The sequence below is a fragment of the Citrobacter freundii ATCC 8090 = MTCC 1658 = NBRC 12681 genome (genome assembly GCF_011064845.1).
Classification (GTDB): Bacteria; Pseudomonadota; Gammaproteobacteria; order Enterobacterales; family Enterobacteriaceae; genus Citrobacter; species Citrobacter freundii.
The window spans coordinates 1,380,446-1,394,481 of the sequence record NZ_CP049015.1 but is presented as its reverse complement, the minus strand read 5'-3'; the positions used below and the strand labels follow the sequence as shown (position 1 = coordinate 1,394,481).

General features: G+C 52.1%; 9 protein-coding genes. 3 read left to right on the top strand and 6 right to left on the bottom strand.

Annotation, left to right across the window (positions count from 1 at the left end; translation table 11 throughout):
• Positions 1–43 precede the first annotated feature (43 nt).
• A complete protein-coding gene (locus G4551_RS06675; protein WP_003835728.1) occupies positions 44–2,488 on the bottom strand; it encodes a trimethylamine-N-oxide reductase 2 in 2,445 nt (814 codons plus the stop codon).
• 20 nt (positions 2,489–2,508) lie between these two features.
• Entirely contained in the window at positions 2,509–3,603 is a 1,095-nt protein-coding gene (locus G4551_RS06670; protein ID WP_003835730.1) for a NapC/NirT family cytochrome c, read from the bottom strand.
• 528 nt (positions 3,604–4,131) lie between these two features.
• Here G4551_RS06670 and uspF point away from each other — a divergent pair.
• Positions 4,132–4,560 (top strand): universal stress protein UspF, encoded by a 429-nt coding sequence (gene uspF / locus G4551_RS06665; protein ID WP_003835732.1) that lies wholly within the window; start codon positions 4,132–4,134, stop codon positions 4,558–4,560.
• Between the two features lie 478 nt (positions 4,561–5,038).
• On the opposite strand, the gene torD is transcribed toward uspF, so the two are convergent.
• From torD to torC, 3 genes are read right to left on the bottom strand one after another with little or no spacing between them, the layout of a single operon-like run.
• Positions 5,039–5,653 (bottom strand): molecular chaperone TorD, encoded by a 615-nt coding sequence (torD, locus tag G4551_RS06660; protein WP_032941213.1) that lies wholly within the window; start codon positions 5,651–5,653, stop codon positions 5,039–5,041.
• Positions 5,650–8,190, bottom strand: coding sequence for a trimethylamine-N-oxide reductase TorA (gene torA / locus G4551_RS06655; protein ID WP_003835735.1), 2,541 nt, complete (start codon positions 8,188–8,190; stop codon positions 5,650–5,652). Before torA ends, torD begins: the two co-directional genes overlap by 4 nt.
• Positions 8,180–9,358, bottom strand: coding sequence for a pentaheme c-type cytochrome TorC (gene torC, locus G4551_RS06650; protein WP_003835737.1), 1,179 nt, complete (start codon positions 9,356–9,358; stop codon positions 8,180–8,182). The genes torA and torC overlap by 11 nt, the downstream gene beginning before the upstream one ends.
• A gap of 131 nt (positions 9,359–9,489) precedes the next feature.
• On the opposite strand from torC, the gene torR reads away from it, so the two are divergent.
• Positions 9,490–10,182, top strand: coding sequence for a two-component system response regulator TorR (gene torR / locus G4551_RS06645; RefSeq protein WP_003021912.1), 693 nt, complete (start codon positions 9,490–9,492; stop codon positions 10,180–10,182).
• On the opposite strand, the gene torT is transcribed toward torR, so the two are convergent.
• Positions 10,155–11,186, bottom strand: coding sequence for a TMAO reductase system periplasmic protein TorT (torT, locus tag G4551_RS06640; RefSeq protein ID WP_003835739.1), 1,032 nt, complete (start codon positions 11,184–11,186; stop codon positions 10,155–10,157). The two genes, torR and torT, sit on opposite strands and share 28 nt — an antisense overlap.
• Before the next feature lie 82 nt (positions 11,187–11,268).
• On the opposite strand from torT, the gene torS reads away from it, so the two are divergent.
• Positions 11,269–14,034, top strand: coding sequence for a TMAO reductase system sensor histidine kinase/response regulator TorS (gene torS / locus G4551_RS06635; protein WP_071524257.1), 2,766 nt, complete (start codon positions 11,269–11,271; stop codon positions 14,032–14,034).
• Positions 14,035–14,036: the final 2 nt, after the last annotated feature.

The following is a 14,036-nucleotide window of genomic DNA, read 5'->3' as shown; positions in this document are numbered from 1 at the left end:
AAAAAACGGGAGCCTTACGGCCCCCGTTTATCAGCCATCATCATTACATGGTGACAATTGCTGGCTCATCAAAGACGGTGAGTTTTGGCGCTTCACCGGTGAATTTTTCTGCATATACCAGGCTGGTATTCCCCGCACAGCCATTCGCCAGCCGTGAGGTTGGGATATCCGCCGTCAGCACGTTCGCGCCGCCATTTTTACAGATACCGTTTTCAATATCCGGCCATGCGCCTTCATGGATACAGATGATTCCCGGTTTGATACCGTCGCTGACGTGCGCCCCCACCAGAACCTGTCCGCGAGCATTCCATACACGAACCAGATCGCCCTCGGCAATCCCTCTGGCTTTCGCGTCATCCGGATGAATCGTCACCGGTTCACGATTGGCAATCGCGTATTCTTTACGCAGCGACGCGTAGTTCAGCTGGCTATGCAGACGATGTGCCGGGTGCGCCGTCAGTAGCTGCAGCTGATCTTTATCCGCAGTTCCTTTCCATTCATCCGGTTCAATCCAGGACGCATGCGGCGGACAGTCTTTATACTGATAGCCTTCAATCGTTTTCGAGTAGATTTCTATCTTGCCGCTCGGCGTTCCCAGCGCATTCATCACCGGATCGCTGCGGAAATCCGCGTAGCGCACATATTTGTTATTCTTTTCATTCTCACGCATTTCGATCAGTTTATTCTGCTGCCAGAACGCGTTGAACTGAGGCATGGCGACACGCTGGGCGCGGGCGGCTTTTTGCGCAACGTCATAGAACTGCTTCAGCCACGCCATTTCGTCTTTGCCTTCGGTGTAGACCGCCTTACCACCCGGCTTGAGCATCTCAGCCAGATCGGCAAATACGTCAAAATCACTACGCGCTTCAAACTGCGGCGCGATGACCTGCTTCATAGGCACCAGATGCTGGTTACTGTAATCACCGGTCATGGTCAGATCGTTACGCTCAAACGAGGTGGTGATTGGCAGAACAATATCGGCGTGTTTGGCCGCTGCGGTCCAGTAACACTCAGAGATGACAACCAGTTCAGGCTTCTGCCAGGCTTTGATTAAGCGGTTGGTATCCTGATGATGGGTAAAGTTAGCGCCACCCGCCCACCAGACCATTTTGATATCCGGGAAGGTTTGCTCTTTACCGTTATGCTGATATTTGCCGCCTGGGTTTTCCAGCGCCTCGACAATTCGCGCTACCGGCAGGCTGGTCACCGCATCAGAAACCGCCCAGTCGTTGCCCGCAGATGATCCCCCCTCAATTTTGGCGGAAATTGCTGGCAATACCCCACCGGTGCGTGTTGGGTTACCGCCGTTAGAATAGTGATAAGAGAACCCGAAACCACCGCCTTCGGTACCAATTTGCCCCAGCATCGCCGCCAGAGTCACCAGCATCCAGTGTTTTTGCTCACCGTATTGCTGACGCTGAATCCCCCAGCCTGCCATGAGCATGGTTTTGTTGCTGGAGAAAATTTCCGCCAGCTTTTCCAGTTGCTCAGCAGGCACGCCACACACGCCAGATGCCCACTCGGCGGTTTTCTCAATTTTGTCGCTCTTGCCGAGCAGGTACTCTTCAAACTGCGGATATCCGGTGGTGTATTTTTCCAGGAAGGCTTTGTCGTGAAGATTTTTCTTCACCAGCGTGTGGGCGATCCCTAACATCATCGCCACATCGGTCCCCATATGTGGCGCAATCCAGGTCGCATTATCACCAAAGAACTCGATGGTTTCAGAACGCATCGGATCGATGGCGATGACGCTTTTCCCTGATTTTTTCAGCAGATTAAAGTATTCAATCCCCTGTTCATCCGTGCTGCTCCAGGCAATTTTGAGGGTATTGAGCGGGTTCATCCCCCACAGCACCACGACCTGACTGTGCTCTAGCACCATCGGCCAGGTGGTTTGCTGCTCATAGACTTCAACCGATCCCACAACGTAAGGCATGATCACCTGCGCGGCCCCGGTTGAATAATCTCCGGTATGACCGGCGTAGCCACCGGCCATGCTCATATAGCGTTGCAGTAGGGTTTGCGCCTTATGCAGAACGCCGCTGGAGCGCCAGCCATAGGAACCGGCAAATATTGAGGACGGGCCATAGCTGCTACGGATCCGGCTATGCTGCTCGTGAATGAGCTTCAGCGCTTGTTCCCAACTCACACGCACGAAAGGATCGTTACCACGTTTACCATCCGCTTTACCCGGGTTTTCCAGATAGCTTTTGCGCACCATCGGATACTTAACGCGGATATTGGTATGAACCTGATCCGGCGCGGTTTGCTGTAATGAGTTCGGCACCGTTTTCGGCAACGCACCTTTTGAGGAAACCACTTTGCCGTCTTTTACTTCCACGTATACCGCACCCCAACGTGCTGCCGTCAGGATTGCCCCGCCATTCTGGCCTTCGGCCCAGGCCGGCATTGGGATCACCGAAGAAATCGCCATTGTCCCGGTTGCCGCGCCAGCCGTCTTGATAAAGTCACGTCTTGTGAGTTTCATGATTTCTCCTGATTTATCGCTTATTTGTTCATGTCTTTCGCGTTGTACTGGAAGTAACGGCTCAGGATATCCAGTTCATTTTCACTGATATTGGTACGAGCACCCATCCCTTTTGCCACAGAAGGCCAGGCGTTGAGCGTGAAATGATTCGCCGGAATTGGCGCATGACAACCCGCGCAGTACACATTGTCGAGTTTGCGTGCGTAATCCCACATGGGTTCGCGGCTGGCGAGAGCGGAACCGCTCCATTCGCCCTGCAGCACGACATCTCGCCACGCATTGCCGTAGTCATCTTTTTTCCAGTCGGAGAGGATCTTCAGCGACTGCTGACCTTTTTCACTCAGGCTGGCAAGAATCAAACGCTGCCCTGCTGCGTAGTAAATAACCTGTTCACTTCCCTGCATCTGGCTACCGCGAATCTCGACCAGTCGCGCGTTGTCCGTTGTTTTCAGAACCTGCATTTTTGTTGCCGGGTAAACAGTTCCCAGATCGCCAAGCGCGGTATTGCTTACGGCATAAAGCTCAGTTGCCGAGGCTGGAGTAGAGGCTGACTGCGCTTCAAGCCCTTTAAGCGCACTGTCATCCATTTTTATTTCAGGTGGGAAATGGGCGACGCCTTTATGGCAATCAATACAGGTTTGCTTTTCCGCGATGCCCATTTTGTGCATCTTCTGGGCATCCGCGCTTTGTGCAGCAAGATCCATGGCGTCCATACTGTGGCAGCTACGGCAGGTCGCAGAATCACTCGCCTTGAGCTGTGCCCAGACGGTTTGCGCCATCTCCAGACGATGTTCTTCAAATTTTTCCGGGGTATCGATTTTTTTGGTTATGAACTGGTGATAAACATCTTTTGAGGCCCGCAGCTTAGCCACCAGATAATCCAGCCCGCCCTCCGGGATATGACAGTCCGCGCACTCTGCACGAATGCCTTTCTGATTCTGGAAGTGAACCGAGCCGGTATATTCCTCGTAAGGTGCCTGCATCGTATGGCACGACAAACAAAATTCCGTGCTCGAGGTTTTGTGCAATGTCCATTGCCCTGCCAAAACAATAACTGCACCAAGAACAATGCACAGCAGCATCGTCCATATGATAGTTTTATTTATTTTTCTCATCTTATATTTCCATCAGACGAATACCCTTTTAGAGGTAGACAATAAATATACTAAAGCAGCTACTTATTGATATTCATCAAGCGAAGAGAGAAATAAGAATCAGCCAATAGGTAAGTTTGAAGGGGCTCGCATAATTAATGAGAACGAAATGTAAATATCAAATTTCGTTTAAAATTAGAATTTTAAACCAAACATAAAGTTTGATTAACTATTAATCACACAAACATCAGAATAAAAGTTTGATAACGATTAAAAACTGTTGAAATTAATCCTTTGGTGACAAACGTTATATAATTAAATATATAATGAAAACACATAAAAAAGAACCCTTTTCTGTTTTTTGATTACACGTATTAATGAAGATATCTGTCTTACAATTTTGCTCACATATACATATACGGCCAGACATGCGACACACACATTTCATTGACGCACATTTATGCACGTAACCTTGATCTGGTCACTTATTATACAAAGACAACTTTCGCTACACTCAGAGTAGAGGTAAACAAACAGGAGGTAGTGAATATGTATCGCTCAATTCTGGTGCCCATTGATATCTCTGAAACCGATTTGACTCGCCATGTAGTTCCACAGGTTCAGGCGCATGCCAAAACCGCGAAGGTTCACTTTTTAGCCGTTATTCCTACCGTTCCGTTCTATGCCTCGCTGGGGCTGGCCTACTCTACCGAATTCCCGGACAGAAGTGGTCTGCAGGCCAAGGCCAGCGAAAAACTCGAAGAGATTATTAAGCAGTTCAATATTCCTGCAGGCAGGAGTCAAACTCATGTCGTTTACGGCCCGCCAAAGGATCAGATCCTCAAACTGGCGGAATCAGTAGACGCCGAGCTTATTGTCATCGCCTCACATAAACCCGGTTTTAGCACTTATCTGCTGGGTTCAACGGCAGCAGCCGTGGTACGCCACGCGAAATGTCCGGTGCTGGTTGTACGGTGATAGGGTTAAAACGGGAGCGAATGTGCTAATGCCATTCAGTTCACGAAGATGAAAGACCATGGAAATAACTGGGAGTGGAACAACCATAGCGAGGTCATCGCTTCAACGCCCTAATTTCCAGTTAAATCTGTTTTGCTGTTCAGCGATTTTCAAATCAAAGCGCAGGAGGTCAAGTGTGGACTGGTCCGGCTGAAAATTGCCGACGTGTTTCCGTAAGGCCGGGAGACCCCGCAGGGATGCGGGTTCAGGGCGCGTTTTACAGGGATGTTGCCTCGCGCCCGGCCCGGTAGCCTGAAGGAATAAGCGGAGAGTATTGCGCAGCAACAATTTTCCCGCCGGGAGCCGGGATTGTTAAGGGTACGGCGATAGTACCCTTAACACGTTCACAGACAGTATCGTTTCAGAGAAGTGAAAAACATAAGGTGAACGTAGCAATACGACGGAGGCAACAGATTCATTACCACCGGATGTGCTGCTCTCAGCGCTGATTATCCAGTCTGACCAAAGCCAGCAACAGCTGACTTAGCGCGCCGTAAAAACCAAAGTCATCATACCGACAGCATTTAGTGGTGAACTCCGGCAACCAGCGTAACAGCCCTGCCAGCGTTTCTCTGCGCAACGCATCAACCTGCTGATGACGCGGTCCTGCCTCTGCCAGGGAAAAATGCAGATGGCTCAGCAGTTCGATAAAAATTGCCAGATGATCGGCTGACTCGCTAAACGTATCGCTTACCTGCATGCCCGCATCAGATAATAGTTGTTTAATGACCCCATAGTTTGGCCCTCCTTCAAGATGAGCCGATGCATAGGGGAACGCCGCATGTTTATCCGACATCAGGAACAGGCTGCAAAAATCAGCCGCCAGTTCCAGGGTAGCGTCTTCCCGCACCTTGAGCGCGGCAATTTTCGCCTCCAGCAGAAGGACCTGCGCCTCAAGCAGCGGCTCGCCTTTGAGCACCGCGAACCACTCAGCCATTTCGCTGGACTGCAAAAGCCCCAGGCTTTCATCGTCACGCTCCCGGGAAAATAACTGCGCCAGCCAGGCGTACACGCAGGCCATTTGTTCTTTTGTCAGGGAGGTGTCTTTCATCATGACTTCACCTGCTCAGCCGGGACATATTCACACTGCGCCACCATTTTTATCGGGCCACTGAATGCCGTCACGTTATCCACCTTGCCGGTATACTTCTCAATTTCCACCAGCGTAGTATGGGCGCTGGTTGCCTGCGCCAGCTGAGACGTGCCGATATCTATCGTTAACACGTTCGGATTGCCGTATTTACACAGCGCTCCGGTTTCTCCACCGTTATCAGGGTCGTACCAGGCACCTTCATGGATGCGCGCCACGCCCGGCGAGTAGAGATCGGAGACAACCGCCCCGGCCAGCACTTGTCCACGCGCGTTAAATACACGAACTATATCGCCGTTGCGAATGCCCCTGGCGTTGGCATCCTGTGGGTTAATAAACACCGGCTCTTTGCCACCTACCGCGTAATGCTTACGCAACGCTTCGGACTCGCAGAGCTGTGAATGCAGACGGAAATCCGGGTGGACGGATTGCAGATGCAGCGGCCAACGTTGCGACCCTGGCCCACCGTGTGAACGTTCGATTTTCTCGAACCACATCGGATGCCCCTGGCAATCGTCATATTGCATATCGGCAATGGTTTTCGAATATATCTCGATCAAACCGCTTGGCGTCCCCAACGGTTCAAGGTCGGGATCTTCGCGGAAGGCCTGATGACGAACAAACATCTGCGGATGTTCGAATTCAACGTACTCTTGCTGATTCCAGAAAACGTCGAAGGCCGGAAGATGAACACCGCGTCCCTTCCCTTGCTGGCTTCCTTCCTGCCAGATGCGCTTCAACCATCCCATCTCATCCAGCCCTTCAGTGAACGCTTCTTCACGGTTAAAGCGGCGGCAAAGATCGCGGAAAATATCGAAATCATTACGCGCTTCAAACTGCGGCTGCACCAACTGCTTCATGGCGATAATTCCGCGGTTGGAGTGGTTGCCATATTGGTCAAGATCGTTACGTTCAAACTGGGTCGTCGCCGGCAATACGATGTCGGCGAATCGACAGGTCGACGTCCACTGATTATCGATGGCGATGACGGTTTCCAGCTTACGCCATCCCTCAATAATGCGATTAATCTGCTGGTGACGATGGAAAGGGTTGGTCCCGGCAAAAACACACATCTTCAACGGCGGTAACTTAACGGTTTTGCCGTTCCAGTTAATGTTTTTGCCCGGCTCCAGAATCGCATCGATAAAACGCGCGATCGGAATAGTACTGCTGTAGCCCTTATAATCGGTGCTGTCATGCACAGGAGGTACGGTGGTGGAGCCAGAAAAACCGCTCAGGATAATCCCTTTACGCCCCGGGGTGCCCGCACCGTTGTAATGCCAGCCAAAGCCAAAGCCGCCGCCGGGTAAACCGATTTGACCGAGCATCGAGGCCAGCACCACGATCATCCACGCCCACTGTTCCCCATGCTGCATACGCTGGACGCACCAGCCGGCAATAATTTGCGTTCTGCCGCCCGCCATCTGCCGCGCCAGTTCACGAATCGTATCTGCATCAATTCCGCAGATTTTTTCCGCCCACTGGGCATCTTTAGGCTGTCCGTCACTTTCGCCCAGCAGATAAGGCAGAAATTGCTCAAACCCAACGCAGTAGTTATCGAGGAAATGCTTATCGTAGAGCTTCTCGGTATACAACGTGTGTGCCAACGCCAGCTGTAGCGGCACATCAGCCTGCGGGTTCACGGCGATGTGCTTAACCTTGTCGCGGCCCAGATAGTCATGCGTTGAGGTGACGACCGGGTCAACGCTGATGACCGAAATCTCACCCCGCGCCACTTTATCCTTCAGTTGCTCGTAGTATTCGTAGACATCATGATCCGGACACCACCAGTTCGCCTGCTGGTTTTTAATCAGGTCGGAACCCCACAGCACAATGGTTTTGCTGTTTTCTAGTACCAGCGGCCAGGAGGTCTGCTGTTCATATACCTCCATTGACCCTACCACGCGCGGCAGAATGACCTGAGCGGCGCCGGTGGAATAGTCTCCCCCGGTACTCACGCTGTTGCCATGCAGCGCAATGGCACGTGCCAGCATCCCGGAAGCATTGTGGAACATCCCGGTCGATTGCCAGCCGCTGGCAGTCAGCAGCGCGCTCGGACCATAGGTCTTCTGAATGCGTTCCAGCTCCTGGTAGAAGAAGTCCAGCGCTTCATCCCACGAAACGCGTACAAAACGGTTATCTCCGCGCTGAGTGGTATCGCTCTGATGGCGCTTACGCAACCAGTCCACGCGGACCATCGGATAGCGAATACGCGCCCCACCGTGTACGTGATCCGGGAGTCCGGCGATCATTTTTGACGGGTATTTATCATGCTCAAACGGTTTGGCCTCAATAAAACAACCATCAACCACGGTGGCACGGATAGCCCCCCAGTGAGAACCGGTCAGAATCCCCTCTTTGACGCCAGTGCCCTGGACTTCTGCGGCGTTGGCGCTACGCGGCGTGAGCAGCGAAGGCCCTAACATACCAGCTACGGTCAAGCCCCCCAACTGCATTAGAAAACGTCGGCGAGATGCCTGAAAGAGATCGTTATTTTTCATTGCTTTCTCCCTTATCGCCATGCGGCTTATCCGTAGTGTCAGAGGCATTCATCTGCAAATATTTCAGTAAGGTACGTTCTTCACGTTTATCTAGACTGGTAAAGCCAATCATGCCGTTCAACGTGCCAATCCAACCGTTAGCATCAAAGTGTTCTTTCTCTGGCGCGCCGTGGCATTGGTTACAGGTTCCGTTATAGAGCGAGTCGGCATAAGCCCAGATAGGTTTGATGTCGTTGACCATATCGCCCTTCTGCATCCAGGCGGTGGCCTGCAATTTACTCCATGGTGTATTCGTTTCCGCAACGGTGGTTTGCTCCAGCGTCTTCACGTGCTGCTGGATGTCGCCACGAATGGAAGCCACAAAAATGCGCTTGCCCGGCAGTTGCGCCAACACGCGCTGACGCCCATTACTCTCGGTCCAGCCCACAATTTCAATTTGCAGCCAGTCACCGTCACGCTTTAACACTTTCACTTCAGAAGCGGGCAGCAGTGAGCCTGCAGGTTCTTTATCACCTTTGGCGGCATAAATAGGTTTGATGTCCAGAGAGTAGAGCGTCTCGCCATCGTCGTTTGCATTGGCGCGTAACTGGTCAAACTGCTTACGGAAACCGCTACTCATATCGGGAAGCTGGTGGGCGATTCCTTTATGGCAGTCGATACAGGATTGGTTGTCCTTGGCCGCAATCTTCATCTGGCGCGCAGCTTCAGGATGCTGTTTAGCGTGGTCCATCGCATCATAGTCATGACAAGAACGACAGGTCGCGGAGTTGTTCTCCTTCATTCGCGTCCATTCGCGCTCCGCCAGCTCAGCGCGTTTGGCTTCGAATTTCTCTGGAGTATCAATAGAGTGGGCAACAAAGGTTTGGTAAATATCGTTGCTGGCCTCCAGCTTACGTTTCACCATGCCTGGAATATCGGATGGAATGTGGCAGTCATGACATTCTGCGCGTACCCCGGAGGCATTCTGAAAATGCGCAGACTGTTTATATTCTTCGTAAACCGGCTGCATACTGTGGCAGCTCACGCAAAACTCGGTAGAACTGGTTAATTTAATACCAACGTGCGGCAAGACGATCAGCGCAATACCGACCACAATCCCGATAACGACCAGCGCCAACACTGACCAACGTGCGCTCGGTCTGAGCAGCGCCCTCCATAGTTTCCGCATAATAGCCCCTGTAATTTTATGGTTTAGTTACAGAGGATCTTATTTCTCAAATGTGAACAGCAACACTGGTCAGGATGAATGACTTACGGCACAATGTGAACAGATATGAACAGAAAGAGCACGCCATCAGGATGTCGCATCACATTGTAATTGTTGAAGATGAACCCGTCACCCAGGCGAGGTTACAGGCATACTTTGAACAGGAGGGTTACCACGTCTCGGTCACCGCCAGCGCTACAGGCCTACGTGAAATCATGTCACAACATCCTGTCGATCTTATTCTGTTGGATATCAATCTCCCGGACGAAAATGGCTTAATGCTGACCCGTGCCCTGCGCGAACGCTCAACGGTAGGGATCATTCTGGTGACGGGTCGTAGCGATCAAATTGACCGGATCGTTGGCCTGGAAATGGGCGCTGATGATTATGTCACTAAGCCGCTGGAGCTACGTGAACTGGTGGTTCGGGTTAAAAATTTGCTCTGGCGTATCGATCTTGCCCGCCAGGCACAGCCGGAGACCAAAGATAACTGCTATCAGTTTGCCGGATACTGTCTGAATGTCTCCCGGCATACCCTGGAGTTGGGCGATGAGACGATCAAACTCACCCGCGCCGAGTATGAAATGCTGGTCGCCTTTGTCACCAATCCGGGGGAAATTCTCAGCCGCGAACGTTTACTGCGTATGCTTTCGGCACGACGGGTAGACAATCCAGACTTACGCACCGTGGATGTATTGATCCGCCGTTTGCGCCATAAGCTACGGGCTGATTTACTGGTGACGCAGCACGGCGAAGGTTATTTTTTAGCAGCCGACGTGTACTGATACAGATAAACCGGACGGAACCCGCCAGGAGAAAGTGAGCGCTGAACATGCTGGCTGTCGGCATTTTTCGGGGTGAGCACCAGGATCGGCGGACTGATATTTTCCCGCACCGGTTGCCCTTGTAATACTCTGATAGCCTGTTGAATCGCCAGTTCACCTTGCCAGACCATTTGATCGCTGGCAGCCATAATGATTCTTTCGCGTTTAAGTCCGCGATAAACCTGATGCGACAGGTAAAAAGAGACAACGGTTAGCGGCGTCCCCTGATTCCGCTTCTCTCCCATCGCTGCCTCCGCAGCAATTGCTGTACCGGCAACCACATCGACATCCGGGTGACGTTCAAGCATCTCTTGTAACAGGTTGCGCTGAACTTCAATATCATTATCCCCCAACGCCACATCCACGATGTGCACCTGACTACCGGCAATCGCCTGACGGAATCCTGCCACCATTTCGCGGCTGCCTCCGGCGTCATCAGGTCCGGGCAATAATAAGACCTTTAACGGTTTTCCCGCGCTCCACTTAACCAGATAGTGGCCTGGCTGGTAACCCATCTGGAACCATGGAACTCCGACCCGTGCTTTCACCGTCGGATCGTGTATCGCATTCACTACCTCAATGACCGGCAACGTACCAACCTGCGCCTGCAAATCCGGAAAAGTCGTTGTGCTGCTGCCCAATAAAATGGCATCCGCGCCCCATTGCTGGCACTGAGCGATTTGTGTTTTTTGCGTGGTGAACTGACGATACCCTCCCGCCTCAAACACCTTCAGGCTTACTCCATATTTTTTTGCCGCCTCAAGCATGCCGTAATTCACTGAAAGCCAGTAAGAATCCTTCAGGCTGGGATACAACGCGCACAGTTTCCAGACTTTGCTTGCAGTAACGTCCGTCAGCGGCACCGAGACTGACTGCCGGGTATCCTGCCAGCGCAGCAGTGCAGACCCGGCCGCGTGACTTAAGCCGGGAAAAAGTGTGATAAGCAGGAAAACCAATACGCGCATGATAGCCTCAACATTGATAAGGCTTTATCCTAGTTGCTTTCCTCTTTTGGACTCAACCTTTTTAATCTGTGGCGACCAGACAGTGAATTTATCTCTGACCAAACGACTGTGGATAGGCTTTGCGCTGATGGCGGCACTGACTCTTATCAGTACGCTGACAGGCTGGTATAACCTGCGTTTTGTCAGCCAGGTTGAGCAGGCCAATACCCAGGCGCTAATTCCAACCATGGATATGGCGCGCCAGCTCAGCGAGGCCAGTGCCTGGGAACTGTTTTCCGCACAAAATCTGACCACCGCAGACAATGAAAATATGTGGCTGGCTCAGGGGAGAATGCTAACCGCCCAGAGTCTGAAAATAACCACATTACTCAAAACTCTTCGTGAACAGGGCTTTGATACTTCGGCCATAGAACAACAGGAAAAAGAGATCGCCCAGTCGTTAAGCCATCAGGGGGAGATGGTTGGCGAACGCCTGAAATTACGCGCTCAACAGCAACAACTTAGCCAGCAAATTATTGAGGCCACCGCTGACGTTGCCGAAATGGCGCGCGGCCAGGCCAGCAATGCAGCTACCTCGGCGGGCGCCACGCAGGCAAGCATTTATGATTTAATTGAGAGTCATCAGGGGCAAGCGGCTGAACACGCGTTGGACAGGCTCATCGATATCGATCTGGAATATTATAACCAGATGAATGAGCTGCGCCTGAGCGCGCTACGCGTGCAGCAAATGGTGATGAATCTGGGGAATAACCAGGCGCAGAATAACCTGGCTGCGCTGGAAAGCCAGTTGAATGCCGCCGTCAGAGTGCTTCACCGCCGACAAATACGTATTGAAGATCCAGTGGTGCGCACTCAGGTGGCCGACACCGTCAATACGATTAGCCGTTATATTGAGCTGCTGTCCCTGTATCGCCAGGATAATGACATCACGACCCAATTGCAGATCTTATCGCAGAATAATATCGAACAATTTACCCGTTTCAGTAGCGAAGTCAGCCAGTTGGTGGAAATCATCGGCCAACGCAATCAAAGCGGACTGGCGCATCTCAAACAGGCCAGCCAGCGCGGGCAACACTTGCTGCTGCTGTTAGGTGGCGTGTCATTATGTTTGCTGATTCTTATACTTTGGCGTGTGGTTTATCGCTCAGTCACACGCCCACTGGCACAGCAAACCCAGGCGTTGCAGCGTCTACTTGAGGGGGATATTGACTCCCCCTTTCCGGAAACCGCAGGCGTTCGCGAGCTGGATACCATCGGGCGGTTGATGGATGCCTTTCGCAGTAGCGTTCACGCCCTCAATAACCATCGCAAACATCTGGCCGCACAGGTTAAAGCTCGCACCGCCGAGCTGCATTCTATGGTATCTGAACACCGGCAGGCCCGTGCAGAAGCTGAAAAAGCTAACCAGGCAAAATCGGCGTTTCTTGCCGCCATGAGTCATGAAATACGCACTCCGTTGTATGGTATCCTCGGCACTGCGCAGTTGCTCTCAGACAATCCCGCCCTGGCACAGCATCGGGAAAATCTACGCGCAATCACCGACTCGGGCGAGTCTCTACTGACCATCCTCAACGATATCCTCGACTATTCCGCCATCGAAGCCGGTGGAAAGAATGTGGCGATAGGCGATGAGCCTTTTGAACCCAAACCCTTGCTGGAAAGTACGCTTCAACTCATGAACAGCCGCGTTAGCGGTCGCCCGGTCGTGCTGGTTGCGGATTTTGCCGATGACGTTCCCGCTTCCCTGCGTGGCGATCCGCGCCGTATCCGGCAAATCATTACTAACTTATTAAACAACGCACTACGCTTTACCGATCGAGGACACATTATCCTGCGTAGTCGGCGTGAAGATCAGGACTGGTATGTTGAGGTTGAGGATACAGGATGCGGAATTGACCCTGCCCGTCAGCACGATATTTTTCAGCCGTTCGTTCAGGTAAGCGGTAAACGCGGAGGAACCGGGCTCGGACTCACCATCAGCGCCAGTCTCGCCAAGGCAATGCAGGGAGAACTAAGCGTTACCAGCACACCCGGCGTCGGGAGTTGTTTTCAGCTGCGTCTGCCATTGCGGGCAACCACGATGCCCGTCATTAAACCCGCACAACGCTCCATATCGTTACAGGGCTTACGCTTATTGCTTATCGAGGATAATCCCCTTACGCAGCGCATCAGCACAGAAATGCTCACTCTCAATGGCGCACAGGTCACCGCTGTCGACTGTGCCGAGGAGGCGTTAAGCCTGTTGCGGGAAGATGCCAGCTTTAATGCTGCTCTGGTTGATTTCGATCTTCCTGATATCGACGGGATCACGCTGGCGCAGCAGTTAGCCCACGACTATCCGGCACTTAACCTGATCGGCTTTAGCGCACACGTCATCGACGAAACGCTAAACCAAAGAACCAGCACCCTGTTTCTCGGCATTATTCAAAAACCGGTTCCCCGGGATGAACTCAGTCGACTTATTACGCATTATCTGCACGCCAACGAGTCTCTCCCGCTTGCATCAGACAATGACAACAAACGGTTAGATTTTCAGCAATTGGCTGGGGATATCCAGGTCATGGGATGGCAAAAGGTGCACGAATGGTTAGCGCTCTTTAAGCAACACACCCTTCCTTTATTAGATGAAATTGACACGGCGCGAGATTTAAATGAGCGCGAGCAGATAAAACGTCTGGCGCATCAGCTCAAAAGCAGCTGCGCCAGCATGGGAATGCACTCAGCCAGTACGATGTGTGCAGCACTTGAACAGCAGCCGTTGGGTGATTTTTCACTCAGAGAGGAGATCCAACAAAGTCTTTATGAGGTAGAACATTGGCTGGAAGCAGAAAAACCGTCCCGCGCGTAACG